This is a genomic window from Pseudogemmatithrix spongiicola, from assembly GCF_030623445.1.
GTDB classification, from domain to species: Bacteria; Gemmatimonadota; Gemmatimonadetes; order Gemmatimonadales; family Gemmatimonadaceae; genus Pseudogemmatithrix; species Pseudogemmatithrix spongiicola.
The window spans coordinates 1,892,228-1,909,508 of record NZ_CP130613.1 but is presented as its reverse complement, the minus strand read 5'-3'; the positions used below and the strand labels follow the sequence as shown (position 1 = coordinate 1,909,508).

The 17,281-nt window shown below is 69.0% G+C and carries 16 protein-coding genes and 2 tRNA genes; 12 read left to right on the top strand and 6 right to left on the bottom strand.

Annotation, left to right across the window (positions count from 1 at the left end; genetic code table 11):
- Positions 1-4: 4 nt before the first annotated feature.
- Positions 5-1,429 (top strand): MATE family efflux transporter, encoded by a 1,425-nt coding sequence (locus Strain318_RS08770; RefSeq protein WP_367885328.1) that lies wholly within the window; start codon positions 5-7, stop codon positions 1,427-1,429.
- Here Strain318_RS08770 and Strain318_RS08765 read toward each other — a convergent pair.
- The 3 genes from Strain318_RS08765 to Strain318_RS08755 form a co-directional block, all read right to left on the bottom strand.
- Positions 1,410-2,450: a glycosyltransferase family 2 protein gene (locus tag Strain318_RS08765; protein ID WP_367885327.1), complete on the bottom strand. Its 1,041-nt coding sequence runs from the start codon at positions 2,448-2,450 to the stop codon at positions 1,410-1,412. The two genes, Strain318_RS08770 and Strain318_RS08765, sit on opposite strands and share 20 nt — an antisense overlap.
- Entirely contained in the window at positions 2,447-3,889 is a 1,443-nt protein-coding gene (locus Strain318_RS08760) for a hypothetical protein (RefSeq protein WP_367885326.1), read from the bottom strand. The genes Strain318_RS08765 and Strain318_RS08760 overlap by 4 nt, the downstream gene beginning before the upstream one ends.
- Before the next feature lie 179 nt (positions 3,890-4,068).
- A tRNA-Val gene (locus Strain318_RS08755) sits at positions 4,069-4,142 on the bottom strand.
- An 88-nt stretch (positions 4,143-4,230) separates the two neighbouring features.
- Between Strain318_RS08755 and Strain318_RS08750 the strand changes: the two genes are divergently transcribed.
- The 3 genes from Strain318_RS08750 (at position 4,231) to Strain318_RS08740 (ending at position 5,870) form a co-directional block, all read left to right on the top strand.
- Positions 4,231-4,303, top strand: a tRNA-Ile gene (locus Strain318_RS08750).
- Positions 4,304-4,591: 288 nt separating this feature from the next.
- Positions 4,592-5,353 carry a hypothetical protein gene (locus Strain318_RS08745; protein ID WP_367885325.1) on the top strand — a complete coding sequence of 254 codons (762 nt, stop codon included), beginning with the start codon at positions 4,592-4,594 and terminating at the stop codon, positions 5,351-5,353.
- 19 nt (positions 5,354-5,372) lie between these two features.
- Complete coding sequence (locus Strain318_RS08740; protein ID WP_367885324.1) at positions 5,373-5,870, top strand: hypothetical protein; 498 nt, start codon at positions 5,373-5,375, stop codon at positions 5,868-5,870.
- Positions 5,871-5,946: 76 nt separating this feature from the next.
- Here the strand turns inward: Strain318_RS08740 and Strain318_RS08735 are convergent, their stop codons facing one another.
- Positions 5,947-6,504 (bottom strand): hypothetical protein, encoded by a 558-nt coding sequence (locus Strain318_RS08735; RefSeq protein ID WP_367885323.1) that lies wholly within the window; start codon positions 6,502-6,504, stop codon positions 5,947-5,949.
- 64 nt (positions 6,505-6,568) lie between these two features.
- Positions 6,569-7,558: a bifunctional heptose 7-phosphate kinase/heptose 1-phosphate adenyltransferase gene (locus tag Strain318_RS08730; protein WP_367887944.1), complete on the bottom strand. Its 990-nt coding sequence runs from the start codon at positions 7,556-7,558 to the stop codon at positions 6,569-6,571.
- A gap of 169 nt (positions 7,559-7,727) precedes the next feature.
- On the opposite strand from Strain318_RS08730, the gene Strain318_RS08725 reads away from it, so the two are divergent.
- From Strain318_RS08725 to hemW, 8 genes are all read left to right on the top strand, one after another.
- On the top strand, positions 7,728-8,654 hold the full coding sequence (locus Strain318_RS08725) for a DMT family transporter (protein ID WP_367885321.1): 927 nt from the start codon (positions 7,728-7,730) through the stop codon (positions 8,652-8,654).
- A gap of 40 nt (positions 8,655-8,694) precedes the next feature.
- Complete coding sequence (locus tag Strain318_RS08720) at positions 8,695-9,948, top strand: CCA tRNA nucleotidyltransferase (RefSeq protein WP_367885320.1); 1,254 nt, start codon at positions 8,695-8,697, stop codon at positions 9,946-9,948.
- A 4-nt stretch (positions 9,949-9,952) separates the two neighbouring features.
- Positions 9,953-10,936 carry a glycosyltransferase family 9 protein gene (locus tag Strain318_RS08715; protein WP_367885319.1) on the top strand — a complete coding sequence of 328 codons (984 nt, stop codon included), beginning with the start codon at positions 9,953-9,955 and terminating at the stop codon, positions 10,934-10,936.
- A gap of 12 nt (positions 10,937-10,948) precedes the next feature.
- The gene (locus Strain318_RS08710) at positions 10,949-11,944 is read left to right on the top strand and encodes an asparaginase (protein ID WP_367885318.1); all 996 of its coding nucleotides are present in this window, start codon (positions 10,949-10,951) and stop codon (positions 11,942-11,944) included.
- The gene (locus Strain318_RS08705) at positions 11,941-12,579 is read left to right on the top strand and encodes a carboxymuconolactone decarboxylase family protein (RefSeq protein WP_367885317.1); all 639 of its coding nucleotides are present in this window, start codon (positions 11,941-11,943) and stop codon (positions 12,577-12,579) included. Before Strain318_RS08710 ends, Strain318_RS08705 begins: the two co-directional genes overlap by 4 nt.
- 223 nt (positions 12,580-12,802) lie before the next feature.
- On the top strand, positions 12,803-13,816 hold the full coding sequence (gene obgE, locus Strain318_RS08700; protein ID WP_367885316.1) for a GTPase ObgE: 1,014 nt from the start codon (positions 12,803-12,805) through the stop codon (positions 13,814-13,816).
- Positions 13,817-13,852: 36 nt separating this feature from the next.
- Positions 13,853-14,764 (top strand): DNA-processing protein DprA, encoded by a 912-nt coding sequence (gene dprA, locus Strain318_RS08695; protein ID WP_367885315.1) that lies wholly within the window; start codon positions 13,853-13,855, stop codon positions 14,762-14,764.
- Between the two features lie 370 nt (positions 14,765-15,134).
- A complete protein-coding gene (hemW, locus tag Strain318_RS08690; RefSeq protein WP_367885314.1) occupies positions 15,135-16,256 on the top strand; it encodes a radical SAM family heme chaperone HemW in 1,122 nt (373 codons plus the stop codon).
- Between the two features lie 134 nt (positions 16,257-16,390).
- On the opposite strand, the gene Strain318_RS08685 is transcribed toward hemW, so the two are convergent.
- The gene (locus Strain318_RS08685) at positions 16,391-17,116 is read right to left on the bottom strand and encodes a class I SAM-dependent methyltransferase (protein WP_367885313.1); all 726 of its coding nucleotides are present in this window, start codon (positions 17,114-17,116) and stop codon (positions 16,391-16,393) included.
- Positions 17,117-17,281: the final 165 nt, after the last annotated feature.

The following is a 17,281-nucleotide window of genomic DNA, read 5'->3' as shown; positions in this document are numbered from 1 at the left end:
CCGCGTGAGCACGCACGCTCGCCTGCAGCGGCATGTAGTCCTCAATGGACTGGGCTGGCTGCTGCCCGCGGCGCTCGGCTTGGCCGCGGTGCCCGCGCTCGCAGGGCGCTTGGGACCGGAGCGCTTCGGCCTGTTATCGCTGACCTGGGCGGCTGTCTCGGCCTTCGCGATCCTCGATCTCGGCTTGGGACGTGCGGTGAGCCTGCTTGTGGCCGATCGCGGGGCGCGTGGACGGGCGGCGGAGATCGCGCCGCTCGTCAGTGCGGCGGGGCGACTCAGTTGGGCCTTCGGCGCGCCAATTGCGTTGCTTGGCGTGCTGCTCGCGCCGGCCATCGCCACGTCGCAACTCAAGTTGCCGCCGGATCTGGTGGACGAGGGCGTGCGTACGCTGCGCTGGTTGGCGCTCGCACTGCCGCTGGTCGTGCACGGCATTGTGCTGCGAGCGGCGCTCGAGGGAGAACTGCGCTTCGGCGCCGTGAACGTGTTTCGCATCCCGTTGGGCGTGGTCACCTGGGGTGGGCCCTGGCTGGCGGCGCTGTTCACGTGCGACGTGTCGCACTTGGCCCTGGTGATCGTCGCAGGCCGCGCGCTGTACTGGGCCGGGCAATGGCTGCTCATCGCGCGCGACGACGCGCGGCGCCTGGCAAGCTCCACTGCGGCTGCGCAGACCGCCGAACCACTGGCCGCGCATGCGGCCGCCGTCGAACAGGCGGCGCCGACTTCGCCCTACCGCGCCCTGTGGCAGGCCGGCTCGTGGATCACGTTGAGCGGCGTGCTCACGCCGCTGCTGACGACGCTCGACCGCTTGCTCGTGCCCTTGGTCGCGCCGATTGCGACCGTGGGTTGGTATGTGGCGGTGGGCGACGGCGCGATGCGTCTCTGGCTGTTCCCCGCAGCGCTCGGCCCTGTACTCGCGCCCGCGTTGGCCGCCGCCTTCGCGCGTGCCGATCGCGCGGAAAGCGTGCGTCTTCTGACTCGCGCGACGCGGGCGACTGGCGCCATCCTCGCGCTGCCAGCCCTTGCGCTCGTTATGGCCGCCGAGCCGATCCTGCGCTGGTGGCTGAACGCTGCGTTCGCGCCCGACGCGGTGCCGGTGTTCCAGTGGTTCGTCGCGACGGTCTTTGCCAACTGCATCGCCCAAGTCGCCTACGCAGGACTGCAGGCCGGCGGGGAAGCGCGCGCGGCGGCGCGCCTGCACTTGTTCGAGCTTCCGGTGTTCCTGGTGCTGCTTGCCGTCGCGGTGTGGAAGTTCGGCGCCGCGGGCGCGGCGGCGGCATGGGGCGCGCGCATGCTGATCGACGCCGCCATCATGACGGCAATGGGCGTGCGGCGCATCGGCTTGCCAGCGGGCGAGGCGCTGCGATGGGGTGCTGTGACGCTGGTCCTGCTCCTGCCGCTGCTCTGGGAGCTCAGCGCACCGCTGCGGTGAAGTTCGGCGTGTGCCCGAGCACACGCCGCACAACTTGCGCGAGCGCTTCCATGCCTCGCACACCGATCAGCATCAGCGCCGCGAACCACATGTGATACCAGGGCGAGGCGTTCAGGCCCAGTCGGCTGAACGCGCGATACGCACGCCACAGCTCGGGACGCGATCTCCCGGCGAACTCGCGCAGCGTCGGGTACGAGTAGCGACCGAAGTCGACGCGGATGTCTTCGGCAATGCCCGTCAAGCCCGTCTCGCGTTCGACGCCGTCCGCGATCGTGAACAGCGCTTCCACCAACTTGAGGTGTGTATCCAAGGGCTGCACGCCGGGCGTGAAGCGGCCTTGCTCGGCCGCCGCCGTGCCGAACTCCGGCGTACCGCCGCGTCGGAAGTGCGCGAGGATCTCGGGCAGGAAGAGCAGGGGTTTCTTGGCGAGCACGGCGCCCACGAGCCATTGCTGATAGAACAGCAAGCCGTCCCACTCCGCCGTGGCCGCCGCGGCCGCCGCGTCGCGGTGGAACACCACACCGCTCACGCTCACGAAGCGCCGGTAGCAGGCGAGGATCGCACTGCGCCCGGCCGGAAATACGCGCTCGGTGGGATAGTAGCGGCTGACCTGCACCGTGTTCGACGGGTCGCCGACGAAGAACGTGTACGAGCGCAGCACCGCGCCCACCTCGCCGTGCCGCTGCACGCCTGCATGGACGGCGCGCAAAGCGCCCTCGGCCACGAAGTCGTCGTTGCCGAGGATGAACACGTACTGCCCACGCGCGAGCTCGACGAGCTTCCGGAAGTTGCCGTCGTAGCCCAAGGTCTGCGGATTGAGGTGCAGGCGGAACTTGCCCGGATGCGCCGCGGCGTAGCGCTCGACCACCGCGCGGATCTCCTCGCGTTCGCGCGACACATCCTCGGCGACCACGCACTCCCAGTCGGTGAAGTCCTGCGCGACGATGGAGTCGAGCACCTGCGGCAGCAGCGCCGCACGGTTATACGCCGGGATGCAGACCGAAATGAAAGGGCGGCTCATGGGCGGAGACTCAGCGTCAGCTGGGCGAAGCGCACATCGTCGGTGCGATAGCCGGCGAGATAGAGATCGTTCTGGAACAGGTAGTTGAGGCGCTGGCCAGCGGACAGCGCAACGTCGAACTGCTGCCCGCTCGCGAGCCGTCGTCCGCCGCGTAGGCCGAACTGCAACGTGACGTCGTGCCGATTCTGGTAGGCGAGGAACTCGCGGTACATCGCGTCGTCGTTCCAGCGTACGCGCTCGAGGAATCCGCCGAGGCGCCAGGTCCGGCCCTCGCGGTCGAGCGACAGGAACTGACGCTGTCCGCCTGGCCCGAGGCCCGAGCCCAGTGGCTGGCCTCGATGCGTCCATCCGTGCACGACGACGGGATGCGTATAGAGGTCCTGCGGCGTACGCCCCGCGCGCTGTGGCGGCTGGTCGAGGCGTACGGCTTCCGCGCCGAGGATCCAGCGCGCCGCGTCCGTCTGTGCGATGCGCTGTGACGCGCCCACGCGGAAGGCGAGCCCTTCGGTGGGCATGAGCGTGAAGTCGCGGAAGGACCGCAGCGGGATCTGTCGCAGGCCTTCGAACCACGCGAGGGTCCCCGAGGCCGGATCCGCAAAGAGGAGGTCAGCGGCGAGCAAGTCGATGCTCGAGTCGGCGGGCACGCGCGCGAGCGGGCTGAGTGCGCGCGCAAGCGTGAGGCCGCCGCGCGCTCGCATCACGTTGCGCGAGACGCCGATGGTCCAGCCGGACTGTTCATAGGTGAGGCGCATGCCAGCCACGCTGCGCTGGTTGTTGTCCGGCGCGCGATCGAAGAAACGGCTCTCCACGGCCGTGCCGGCGAACCATCGGGCACGAACCAGGCCGGGTCCGACGCGACGCCAGGTCGCGGTCTCGAATCGTGGAAGCCCCGCGGTGGAGCGCCCGAGCACCAAGCCCTCGCCAACGCCCGGGCCCCAGTCGGGCAGGGCAGTGGTGACGGCGAGCGCGAAACGTGGGCGCAGCAGCCAGATACCGCTCTCGCCGAAGTCGGCGCGCAGCAGCGGTTCGAGTCCTGGGCGGGAGGGCAGGTCGGCGGAGAAAGTGCCGGTGTAGAACGGTGAGCTGAGGCTGGAGCGTGCGCCGTCGCGCCCGGGGAATGTGAGGAAGTCCCCGTTGCCGGCGGCGACGAGTTCAGGCGCGACGCGGAGCTGGACTGCGCCCAGCCGGAGTTCGATTCCGGCACGCAGGTGAAGCGTGGCGCCGACGGTGGCGGGTGCGCCGCCCGATCCGCGGCCATCCGGCACGCCGGAGCGCGAAAGGAGCCGCGCCTCCCAGCCGCTGAAGCGAAAGTCATCGCCCGAGCAGCCCGCGAAGCGTGCGGCCGAGTCGGCTCGGACAAACGTCCGATGGAGCGGCAGGTCGCCGGCCAACGGCGTGACGCCGGGCATCGGGGCGAGGCAGCCCCTGGCGGGCCGCACGGCATCCTGCGCCGAGGCTCGCGCTGCCGGTGCACCGAGCGCGACGCAGGCACACGCCACGCGCAGGAGGACTCGGAGCGGGTGCGAACGGGACGCGGTAGCGGAGAACGGCGGCATCCGGCGAAGAATCGCGACGGGCATCGGAGCAAACAAGGGCTCGACGACGCGGGGCTACCGAATGGGCGCGGAGGGACTCGAACCCCCGACCTCTGCTGTGTGAAAGCAGCGCTCTAACCAGCTGAGCTACGCGCCCGAGACGAGGAAAAGTATCGGGCGCTAGCCGAAATGGAAGCGGGACCGCCTTTCCCTACGCTCTTCGCTTCTTGTAGTTTGCTGTTCCCGGGCCCATAGCTCAGCGGTTAGAGCAGCGGACTCATAATCCGACGCGCGCAGGTTCGAATCCTGCTGGGCCCATGCGTCGTTGGTGCGCGGCGTCACAACGAGTGGTCAGTGGAGTGCGGAATACCCCGTGTTGCGCAGGTTTGTGACGTGAGGTGCGGGCGACCTGTCCAGAGCCAAGAGGCCTAGGGCAGCCAGTGACAAACGTGTTGATGTTCCGCTCTTGACAGGCGTCGTGCCGCACCCGACCTTTGGCGTGTGCAACCGTCCCAAACCCCTTTGGGACACGTGTGCTCGTACCCCTCGCTCCCCGATCGGAGATTCCAGATGCGCCTTCGTGTTCCTTCCGTTCTCGCGCTCGCTGTGACGCTCGCGCTGCCCAGCGCGGTGCAAGCTCAGGGGCGCGATGCGTACCTCCTGCCGGTGCCCTCTCAGCAGCAGCTCGCGACCGCCGTGTTCGGCCGTAGCGCGCCGGGCATCGCGGCTTCCTCGCCGGTGGGCTTCGGCCCGAACCAGGGCGATGTGTTCGCCGGCTTCGGTTTCACTCCGAAGGCGCCTGGCACCGGCGAGTCTGACGGCTCGCTGTCCGTCGGTGGTGGCTTCTTCAATTCGTCCGAGGTTGTCGGCCTCGAAGTTGTGCTGACCTCGCTCTCGACCTTCCGTAGCGGCTTCGGCTCGCGCACGGCGGCGGCTTTGAAGGCGCACAAGATCGTGCGCGGCTGGGGCGTGGGCCTCGGCGTGGCCAACATCGAGCTGAATGGCGGCACAGACGCGGACCCGTCTATCTACGCGGCTGCGACCAAGACCTTCTCCGTGAAGCAGGACGGCCCGTATTTCCGCAACGGCTCGCTGAACATCGGCGTCGGCAATGGCTCGTTCCGCTTCGCCAGCGCCCAGCAGAATGACGAGAGCGGCGTCGGCCTGTTCCTGTCGTCGTCCATCGAACTGAACAACTGGAGCTCGGCGATCTTCGACTTCAGCGGCGGCACGACCAACCTCGGTCTGTCCTTGGTGCCCTTCGGCAAGCTGCCGCTCGTCATGACGGCGACGATGAGCGATCTGACGGGTGAGTTTGGCGACAAGGCCCGGTTGGGCCTCGGCGCCGGTATGTCCTGGAAGTACTAATCACACGGAGCGCACACACATGAAGCTTTCGAACACTCTCGTTGCGGCCGGCCTTCTGGCCGCCGTGTCCGCGGCTCCGACCGCAGCCCAGACGACGACGGACGGCCCCGGCCCGGGTTCTGGTCCTGGCGTCACCAGCATGATTGTCTTCGTGCCGGTCGTCGCAGTCGGCGGTGGAACCGCCGGCGGCGGGACCGTGACGGTGAACGGCCCAGGCGGCGCGGTGCAGGTGTCCGCCGCAGCGGCGCAGGCGCTCAACACGGCGCTCAGCGGTGGAACACTGTCTCCGGAAGCCCGCTCCGCGCTCGTGGAGTCCTTCGGCGGTTCGTCGAACAACCAGGCCGGGGCTCTGGTGGATGCGCTCGTCGCATTTGGTGCCAACCCGAGCGGGCAGACGCTCGCCGCCGCGACGCAGGCGTACAACAACGCCGTGAACGCCGGTCCTGCCAACGTGCCGGGCGGCCTCGTGATGGTGCGCGGGGTCCTCTCGGGCGCGGCTTACCGCGCGGGTCTCTAGTCTCTAGCATCGCTCTAAACGCAAGCGGGCTCGGAGTCCTCGGACTCCGAGCCCGCTTGGCATTTCGGTGCCCGCGTCAATTGCGCCGGATGCGAAGACCGAGGCCAAGTGTCACGACGGACGTACCAGCTCCGGCGACGATCCGGTCCGCATACCGGACTTCAAACAACAGGTCACGCCGCGCCGTGACCGGCGTCTCGAAGCCGAGCCCGAGCACGTAACCCACCTGTCCGTCCGGCGTCTCGTCACAGGTGACGAAGCCGCCTTCCGCCCCGCAGTTGATGCGGTAAGACGCCACCGGGCCTCCCAGCGCGTACAAGCCGCTGAAGGCACCATCGCGCGCCGTGCCCCGCAGGAGTGCCGCCGCCTCGACGCCGTTCTCAGACACCTGCCGGCGATCAAGGCCGGGAATGTCGCGCTGGTACTTCATCTGGACGCCGGCGAGCTCTGCACGCCAGCCCCAAGTGTTATTCCACGCACCGTCGTAGAGCACGCGGAGCTCCAATCCATTCCGGTCCGAGTTGGCGCGGTCTGTCTCTTCGCCATTCGCGGACTTGAGGCCAAACGCTGCGCCCAACTGTGCGGACGCTGTTGCGGGGGCAAGCAGGGCAAGCGCGACGAGCAGCTGCTTCATGACATGTGGGGTTGAGGTCTTGACGTCGACGGCGCAGCGCAGGGACTCCGCCGCCTATTGATCGCTACGCTCCGGCAGCCGCGATTACTTCGGCGGGCAGCACCACGGCGGCCCCCGCCTTGCCGACCTGTACGCCCGCCGCATAGTTGGCAACGATTGCCGCCTCCAACGCGGTTCCCCCGACCGCGAGGATGGCCGCGAGGTACGCCGTCACGGTATCACCGGCGCCGACCACGTCGAACACCTCCCGCGCCGAGGTGGGGATGCGCTCGACGCCGCCGTCGCGCGAAATCAAAGCCATGCCGTGCTCGCTCAGCGTCAGGAGCAGATGGTCGGCATCGAGGCGCGCGAGCACCTCGGGGAGCGCCTGTGGCGCACTGACATCGACCGCCGCACCAAGCGCACTCTCCAACTCGCGGCGGTTAGGCTTGAACACGGTGCAGCCGCGGTACTCGAAGAAGTTGCGGAACTTGGGATCTACGACCACCGGAATACGCTTCGCCCGCGCGGCGTCGATGGCGGCGCGGATGACCGCGGGGATGAGCACCCCCTTGTTGTAGTCCTCGAGGATCAGCGCATCGGCCGCGGCGACGGCGCGGGCCACGGCATCGAGGAGACGCGTGACCTCGTCGCCCGAGAGATCCGCGTCGATCTCCTCGTCCACACGCACCACTTGCTGTCCGCGGGCGACGACGCGCGTCTTGGTCGTGGTCGGGCGGTCGCAATCGACGAGCCCATGCGGTTCGGCACCGCGATCGGCCAGCATCTCCCGCAGCTGCGCGCCCGCGGTATCGCGGCCGACGGCGGCGACCAGCTCACAGCGCGCGCCGACCGCGAGCACGTTCTGGGCGACGTTGGCCGCACCGCCGAGCGCGTAGCGGCGCTCGCGGACGCGGACCACAGGCACGGGGGCTTCGGGCGAGATGCGGTCCACATCGCCCTTCAGATAGAGGTCGAGCATGGCATCGCCGAGCACGGCAATTCGCGGCGCCTTCGAACCGACGGCGTCGAGGAGTTGCCTCAGGCGGGCGTAATCAAGTCGGTGCATGGCCATGCCTGAAAGTTCGCCGTTAGCCGCGTGGGATGCGAGAGCGTATTCTGCCGGCTTGGCTGGTCGCCCGCGACGCCCTGCGGGACCTGGCCGCTTCGCGCACGGTCCCTTCGGGCGCCGCGGGCGACCAGCCCCTCTAGTAACCGAGTTGCCGCGCGCGCAACTTCCCGCGGTGCACGCTCGGCCGTCTCCTGCTCGCATCCTCGGCGTCATCGCGCTGGCGACTGCGGGAATCTCGGTGTCGGGGCCCCTCGCGCGGCTGGCGGGTGCCCCGCCGCTGGCAATCGCGGTGTGGCGACTCCTGCTCTCCCTGTTGATCCTCGCTGTGCCGCTGCTCGCGACCGGCAGTTGGCGCGAGTGGCGCGGGCTCAGCACTCGCGATTTGGCCATCGCAGGCGGGGCAGGGGCGTTGCTCGCGCTGCACTTCTGGAGCTGGATCGCTTCGCTTGGTCTGACGACGATCGCGGCCAGCGTGCTGCTGGTGAATCTGCATCCCATTGTCATCGTGGCCGGCTCGGCCCTGTGGCTCGACGAACGGCCGACGCGGCCACAGCTGATGGGCATTGCGATTGCCCTGCTTGGCGCCGCTTTGGTCGCGCTCGCCCCTGGGTCGGAGACGGCTCCCGCAGATGGCGGGCAGGCCGTTGGCTCCGCAGCGATGCTTGGCAACACACTCGCGGTGATCGGAGCGCTGACCGTCGGGCTCTACTACCTCGCCGGCCGGTCGCTCCGGCAGCGGCTGTCGCTCTGGCCCTACGTCGCGCTGGTGTACGGGGCCTGCCTCGTGTCCCTGTTGATCGCGGCGGCATTCACGGCGACGCCGCTTTGGCCCTATGCCCCACGCGAGCTCGGTATCTTCGCCCTGATCGCCCTCGGCCCTATGCTCGCGGGCCACACGGGATTCAACTGGGCCCTGCGCTACGTCCCGGCCTACGTGGTGAGCGTCGCGCTGCTCGCCGAGCCCGTCGGCGCCGCGCTGATTGCGGCCCTGCTTCCCGGTATCCGCGAGTTGCCCACGCCGAGCACGCTCCTCGGCGGCACAATCCTGCTGGTCGGGCTTGCCGTCAGCGCCCGCACTCGAGGGGCGAGCAAGGACTGACAATCGCCCACCCCTCGTGCGCCGTCTACCTTTGTAATTGATGCTCCAGCCCCCCGCCGCCGTCCGCGCCATCACGCGCACCCTCGAAGCCGCCGGCCACGAAGCCTGGTGCGTCGGCGGTGCGGTGCGTGACGCCCTTCTCGGCATTGCGACGCTCGACTGGGATATCGCCACCAGCGCCCGTCCGGAACAGGTGCAGCAGTTGTTCAAGCGCACCATCCCCGTCGGCATCCAGTTCGGCACCGTCGGCGTGCTCGACCGCGACGGCGTCCTGCACGAGGTCACGACGTTTCGCCACGATGTCGAGACTGACGGCCGCCACGCCGTCGTGAAGTTCGGCGCCTCGCTCGACGAAGACCTCGCGCGCCGTGACTTCACCATCAATGCCATCGCGGTGCACGCGGAGACGCTGGCGCTGCGCGATCCCTTCGACGGTCGCGCGGACCTCGAGCGCCGCATCGTGCGCTGCGTGGGTGACGCGCAGCAGCGCATGCAGGAGGATCGCCTGCGTGCGTTGCGCGCGTTGCGCTTCGCGGGCCGCTTCGACTTCGCGGTGGATCCCGCCACCTGGCAGGCGATCAAGGACAGCGCGCCACACCTGGGCCGCCTCTCGATGGAGCGCGTGAAGCAGGAGTTGGAGAAGGTGATGGAGCAGGTCGCTCGCCCCAGTGTCACGCTGGAGCGGTATCGCGAGGCGGGTATCTTCGCGGCGCTGGTGCCCGCGCTCGCCGACGCCCCTCGCGCGCGCTTCCTGGCGATTGACCATCTCCCGCTGGGGCGCCACGAGCGGCGCGTGCTGCGCCTCGCGGCGCTGTTCGTGGAGCCCGGGGTGAGGCCGCCGCGCACGCTCGAGAAGACCCTCAAGGACCTCAAGTTCAGCAATGTCGAGGCGCGTGCGGCCGTCAGTCTCGCCGAGGCGGCGGGGGACCACCGGTGGTCCGAAGTCACCGAGTTGCGTGACGCGGACCTCCGGCGCGCGGTCGCGAAGGTGGGCCGCCTGATGGTGCCCAGCCTCGCGCGTGTCCTCTGGGCCCGTGCCAAAGCCGAGGGGGCCACGGCGGTGCAGGCCAATGCCGGCCGCGCGCTGTATCGCCGTGCCCTGCGGGTGGCCTTCCGCGATCCACTGAGCATCGGCGATCTCGCGATCGACGGCGAAGACCTGCAGCGCGAAGGCGTCGCCCCCGGCAAGGCCATGGGGGACGTACTCAAGCAGCTCCTCGAAGTCGTCCTCGCGGACCCCACGCGCAACACGCGTGAGGCGCTGCTCGCGGTGGTGCGCGCGCGCCGTGCCTGAGCCCATGCGCGCGCTCATCGTGAAACTCGCGGCCATGGGCGACACCGTCATGGCCTCGACCATGCTGGGCGCCATCCGTGCCCGCCATCCGGAGGCGCACATCACCTGGGTGACCGCGCACGGCCTCGTGCCCCTTGTGCGTCGCTTTCGCGGCGTGGACGAAGTCCTCGGCATCGATGCCGATGCGCTGCTCGCGGGGCGCGGCGTGCGGCGCTGGATCGCCGCACTGCGTGCCGTGCGGGCGATCGGTCGCGGGCCGTGGGACCTCGCGTTGGTGGCGCACGCAGACCCGCGGTACGCCGCGTTGCTGCGCGGGGCGCGCATCCGTGACGTTCGCGTGGTGCGCGACGGCGCGCCCAAGGGGCAATGGCATGGCGACGCCTATGCCCGATTCGTGGACGAAGACGCGGTCGCGCAGTTTGCGCCCTTATTTTGGCCGACCGGTGCGCCTCCGGCGCGTCCACGCGCGCGCCACGTCCTACTCGCCCCCGGTGGCGCGCGCAACGTGCTGCGCGACAACCCGCTGCGCCGCTGGCCGCTCGCCCATTGGGTGGCGTTGGCGACGCAGCTCCACGCCGAGGGCTACCGGCTCAGCGTGATCGGCGCGCCCAGCGATGCCGAGGACGCCGCGCCTGTGCTTAATGCCGTGCCGAGCGCCGAGAATGCGATCGGGCAGGACTCCGTCGAGCAACTGCTGCATCGCATTGCTGCCGCCGACGCCATCGTCACGCACGACTCGGGCACGCTGCATCTCGCGCAACTCACCGATACCCCCGCCGTCGCGCTGTTTGGCCCCACACCGCCGGCGTCGTTCGTGGCGCCGCAGGCTCGGGTCACGGTCGTCTCCGCTGCCGCGGGACTGCCCTGCGCCCCCTGCTACGATGGGCGAGACTACGCGCCGTGCGCGTTGAACCGCTGCCTTGTTGACGTACCCCCCGCGCGGGTCGCCGCGGCCGTGGCCGCATTGCTCGCCGAGCGCGCCGATTAGCTTGCACGGACCATGCTCGCCCTGAACCTCGACGTCGAGATCACCCGCGGCGACACCGTTGAGTCGCTGCACCGCGTGCACGCCGCGGTCATCGGCGCGGACGATGTGCTCATCGCCGCCGCCCGCGACGCGGCCCTGGTCACGATGTGGCGCAGCTGCGCCAAGCCCTTCCAGGTGCTCCCGCTGCTCGCCAGCGGTGGCTTCGAGCAGCTTGGCTGGGGCCACGAGGAACTCGCCCTCGCCTGCGCCTCGCACGGCGGCGAACCTGAGCATGTGGCGATCGCCGAGCGCATGCTGGCCTCCATCGGTCTTGAGGAAGGCGACCTCGCCTGCGGCCCTCACGAGCCGTTGACCACGCGCGGCGCCCGAGTCCTGCGCGAGAGCGGCGCCATCCCCACGCGCCTGCACAACAACTGTTCCGGCAAGCACGCCGCCATGCTCGCCCGCGCCAAGACGGCCGGCTGGGCCACTGTGGGCTACGAGGCTGCCGATCACCCCGTCCAGCGCGCCTGCCTCGGCGAGGTCTCCGCCTGGACCGGCGTGCCGCTCGACGACATGCCGCTCGGCGTGGATGGCTGCGGCGTGGCCGTGATGGCCCTGCCGCTGGACCGCATGGCCTTGGCCTACGCCCGCTGGGGCCGCGCGGTGCATGCGGGCGAAGAGCTGCCGGCGCGCACTGCCGCTGCCATCAGAAAACATCCGCACCTGATCGGTGGCACGGAGCGCTTCGATACGGTGCTGCTCGAGGAGACCAAGGGCGCCGTGATCGCCAAGGTCGGCGCCGAGGGCGTGCACACGGTCACGGTGCCTTCGTTGGGCATCGGCCTGGCGGTGAAGGTCGAGGACGGCGCACAGCGCGCCCAACATGTGGCCGTGCTGCGGGCCCTTCAGCAACTCAGCGTGCTGCCGCAGTCGCTGCCGTCGCGCCTCGCCGAGTTCGTAGAGCGGCCGATCAAGAACACCCGCGGCGAGTCCGTGGGGCAGGTACGGAGCGCGTTGCGCGCATGAGTCCGCAACGGTCGACGCCGGTGCCCGCGCTCCCAGCGGACCTCGCCGCCCTCGTGCGGCTCTCGGCGGTGATCGCCGCCGGCTCCGAGCCCGAAATCCGCACGGCATGCCAAGAGGCCATCGACGCCGACGTCCCGACGCCGTGGGTGGAGGAGTGCATCCTCCAGAGCTATCTGATGGCGGGATTCCCGCGTTCGCTCAACGCGATGCGCGAGTGGCGCAAAGTGAGCGGCTCGCCGGCGCCTGCCCGTGAGGATATCCCGGAGCCGAGCCTCTGGAGATGGCGGACGCAGGGGGAGCAGACCTGCGAGATCGTCTACGGGAAGTTCTACCAGAAGCTGCGGGAGAACATCACGCATCTGCATCCGTCGCTCGACGAGTGGATGATTGTCGAGGGATACGGGAAGATCCTGTCGCGGCAGGGGATGGAGCTGCGGCTGCGGGAGTTGTGCATTGTGGCGGCGTGTGTGGCGATGGGGCAGGATCGGCAGTTGCACTCGCATCTGTACGGATCGCTGAATGCGGGGTCAGCTTCTGAGGAGATTGCTGGGGTGCTGGGCGCGCTGGAGGGTGTGGTCCCGGCGGCCCATTTGCTGAGGGCGCGCCTCTTGTTTGCTCGAGTGCTGGGGAAATAGGGGCAGGGGAGAGGGCGGTACGGGCGGGGATGGAGAGAGGGGAATGGGGGAGATGGGGGGTAGACGTCTCACGTACGTCGCCCGTCTCCCCACCGTCTCTCCTCTCCCGTATCACCTCGGCCCCCCTCCGCCCGTACCGCCGTCTCCCCTCTCCCAGCATGACAAGCGCACCGGAAGCGGGAAGACGATACGGGAGAGGGGCGCGCTCGATTAGCTTCCGCGCATGTTCATCGATCTCGTTTCCGTCCGCGTGACCGCCGGCACCGGCGGCTCCGGCTGCACGTCCTTCCGCCGCGAAAAGTTCGCCCCCATGGGCGGCCCCGACGGCGGCGACGGCGGCAAGGGCGGGGACATCATCGTGCGCGGCGACGCGAACCTGAGCACGCTGCTCGACTTCACCTACCGGGATCACTGGGAAGCCGAGCGCGGCGAGCACGGGATGGGATCGAACAAGACGGGGCGCTCGGGCAAGGACGTCGTGCTTCCGGTACCGCCGGGGACCGTGATCCGCGATCGCGACACCGGCATCCGCCTCGGCGAAATCCTCGAGCATGGGCAAGAGTTCGTCGTCGCCAAGGGCGGCCGCGGCGGGAAGGGCAACGCCTTCTTTGCGACTGCCACGCACCAGGCGCCGCGCGAGTGGCAGCCGGGCGAAGAAGGCGAGATGAAGACGCTGGAGCTCGAGCTCAAGCTCATCGCCGACATCGGGCTCGTGGGGCAGCCGAACGCGGGTAAGAGCACGCTGCTTTCCGTTATCTCCGCGGCGCGGCCCAAGATCGCCGACTACCCGTTCACGACCCTCGCGCCGAACTTGGGCGTCGTGCAGCTCTCCGATTCGCGCACCTTCGTGGTCGCCGACATCCCGGGCATCATCGAGGGCGCCCACACAGGGAAGGGGCTCGGGCTCCAGTTCCTGCGCCACATCGAGCGCACGCGCATCCTGGCCTTCATGATCCCCATCGACGCGATGGACTGGCAGGCCGAGTACGACCAGCTGCGGGCGGAGGTCCAGAACTACTCGCCGGAGCTGGCCGCCAAGCCGCATTGCGTCGTCTTCACCAAGCTCGACCTCCTCGGCGAGGACTACGTGCCCGAGATCGAGGCACCGGCGGCGTTCGGGAAGTGGTCGATCTCGGCGGCTGGCCGCATCGGCCTCGACGAGCTCAAGGCGGCCTGGTGGAGCCGGCTGCTCGAGCTTCGGAAGGCGGCGGGGGAGCTGCCGAGTGGCAATACCTGAGGTGGCCGTGATTCGCGGCCTGAGGCCTCGCCGCGCGTGACTCCCGCCCCGGCGCGGACCCCCCAGTGGTGTCCCGCCGCGGAGCTGCCCGCCCAACTGGGCGAGCTTTCGATACCACCCAAAGGTTTGTGGTTGCTGGGCGACCCCTCCGTGCTGGAGGTCGGCCCGGAGGGCTTCGTGGCCATCGTGGGGACCCGCGAGGCCTCAGCCTATGGCATCCGAATGGCCCAGCGGCTGGCGGCCGGGGCGGCCCGCGCGGGGCTGATTGTGGTCTCCGGACTCGCCCGCGGCATCGACGCGGCCGCGCACGCGGCCGCCGTTCGCGCTGGAGGCCGTACGGTGGCCGTCCAAGGCACTGGGGTGGATGTCCCATACCCTGCAGGGCACCGGACGCTACACGAGCTTGTCCAGGAAAATGGGGCCGTGTTGTCAGAGGTTGAGCCCGGAACCAAAGCCTTCCCAGGCTGCTTCCCACGCCGCAACCGGATTATCGCCGGGCTGTGCCGCGCGACCATCGTGGTCGAGGCAGGGCACAAGTCGGGAGCCCTGAACACCGCCGCCGTCGCCACCCAGCTGGGTCGGTCAGTGGGGGCGGTCCCCGGACTGGCGGACGACCCCCGTGCGGCGGGCTCCAACCAGCTGGCTCGCGATGGCGCCCACCTAATTCTGGATGTGGAAGATCTGTTGGTAGTCATGGGATTTTCCACATTTCCCAACATCGGCGACGCCGCGCCGGGACGCGCCCGGCGCCTGGCGACCGAACTCTGGGAGCCAGCCGACCGCGCGATCCTCGCCGCCCTCGAGCTGCAGCCGGCCCCCGTCGAGCACATCGCAGCGGTTACATCTCTGTCAATACGACAGGTTTCGAACTCACTGCTGCGACTCGAGATGCTCGGCGCCGCCAGGGCGGGGGACGGCGGCTACGCGCTGGCCTCGCTTGGACCATGATCGGCAGCACCGCGCACGCTTGCTCCCGCCCGCCCAACCTCTCCGACCAACCATCTCCTCAGCGCCAGAACTCCCAGCAGCTCGGCGATTTCTGCCTCTGGCACCGGCACGGAACATAGGCGATATTTGCCGCATCTGGTTCACGCTCGCTTACACAAAGCACTTTCTGTAAATTCTCGCTAGAGTTCTATAAGCACATGAAATACAATAGTTTGAGAATTTACTTTAAGTCATTTTCAACGGGTGGATTCCACCGTCGTCGTGGCAGTTGTGGCGCGAGTCTGGCGTCAGGTGGCGACACTGACAGCCAGCGGCCCTCCGCTCTGCAGGGATTTCGATCCGGCCCGGTAATCCCCTGCTCGCGCCCAGCGTGACCGACTACCAGCACATCTACCTGCACGTCCCTTTCTGTGGACGGCGCTGCTCGTACTGCGACTTCTCGATCGCCGTGCGGCGCGAGGTGCCGGTCTCCGAATACGTAGACGCCATAATGGCGGAATTGGTCACGCGGCAGATCCGGAACCCCGATGGGCCTCTGAAGTCGCTCTATTTCGGCGGGGGCACGCCCTCCAAGCTCGGCGGACCAGGCGTGGAACAAGTTATCCACAGACTGGCGCGCTGGGCCAATCACGTCGACTTATCCACATTCCTCAGCGACGCCGAAGTCACCCTGGAGGCCAACCCGGAGGACGTGACGGCTGAGGCCGCCGAGCGCTGGGTGGCAGCCGGGGTGAACCGGGTGTCGCTCGGGGTTCAGTCCTTCGACCCGTCCGTGCTCGACTGGATGCATCGCGGGCACGGCCCCGAGGGCGCGCGGGCAGCGGTCGCGACGCTCAAGGCTGTAGGGATCCGCGAGCTGTCTGTTGACCTCATCTTCGCCGTCCCCGAGCATCTCAATAGAAGCTGGACAGGCGATCTTGAGGCGGCGGTGTCCCTGGACGTGGACCATGTTTCGGTGTACGGACTGACCGTGGAATCGCACACCCCGTTGGGGCGCTGGACGGCGCGCGGAGAGGTCGCGGAGGCGCCTGAGGAGCGCTACGAACGGGAGTTCTTGGAGGCCCACGAGCGCCTGACGGCGGCGGGGTTCGAGCACTACGAGGTCTCCAACTATGCCAAGCCGGGCCGGCGCGCCCGACACAACTCGGCGTACTGGACCGGCGTCCCGTACCTCGGATTGGGGCCGTCCGCCCACGGGTTCGACGGGCGCGAGCGGCGCTGGAATACGACCGCCTACGCGGCCTGGCAGCGGCAGGCGATGGCGGGCGAGGACCCGGTGGAGGGGCGGGAGGTCGTCGCCGAGCAATCGTCGGCCGCCGAGCGCTGGTATCTCGGGCTGCGCACGAGGGACGGCCTGGAGCTGCGGCCGGACGAGGTTGCGAAGGTGGCGCCATGGGTTGCCGCCGGCTGGGCGACGCTCGTCGGGAGCCGCGTGCGGCTGACGCCAACAGGGTGGTTGCGGCTGGACGCGCTCGTGGCGCAGGCGATCTGAGCGGCTCGCGACCGGCCGATCGGTTGGCCCCGCTCGGTTGGCCCCGCACGTTCGGCATCGCACGGTTGGCATCGCGCGGTTGGCATCGCGCGGTTGGCATCGCGCGGTCGGTGCGGGCACGCCGGGTGAGGCGACTACCTCGGCCGGCGCAAGACGACGGTCGCGTACGCGGTCAGCTGCGGAATCGGGTGCCGTAGCAGCCAGCGCTCTTTCGCGAGTTCGGCGCGATGGAGCGGCGCGAGTCGGTGTTCGTAGTAGCGGTGCCCGAAGAAGCCGCGGTACTCCAGGACCTCGAAGCCGAGCCGCTCGAAACGCCGGATTTGCCGCACCGTTGGGCCGCGCGACCAACTGTAGTACGCGCGGAACTTGTCGTGTTGATGGCGGTCGCGCGGGGCGAACAGATTGAGTAGCGCACTCGATACCGCCTCGGGCATCAGGCGGTTCGCGAGAAAGGGCAGGGCGTAGAGCGTCGAAAAGGCGTGGGCCGTCACGCCGCCGGGCGTGAGGGCACGGTAGATGTTGCGGAAGTAGGTCTCGCCATCGCGCACGTGCTCGTTGACCATGCGGCTGCAGATGAAGTCGTACTGCCGCGCGAGAACGAGAGCGGGGTCCGTGAAGTCAGCGCAGAGGGTCTCGTAGCCCGGCGGCGCCTTGGCGAGTTCGTCGGCGGACACATCGTTCGTGGTGTACTGCGCGATGCCGAGGTCGGCGAGCCGGTCCAGCGGCAACGTCGGATTCGCGCCCGCGCCGATCTCGAGGACATGGCGTGCGGCATGGCGCCGCACGAGTGCGGCAATCCAGTCGGGGGCACCCGACCACCCGGGAAACTGCTCCCATGCGGAGTACGTGATTGTCGGCACGCGCTGAAGCTAGCTGCCGCGCGCGCGCGTGCTATCGCTCGCACGAGCACCGCCCGCGCGGCGCGCACCTTCGGGCGCCAAATAACTGGTAAAAACAATGTAAGAAGGATACTAGTGCCCTGACGAGTTCCGTATCTCGGACTTGCGCCGCAAGTCGTTCATATT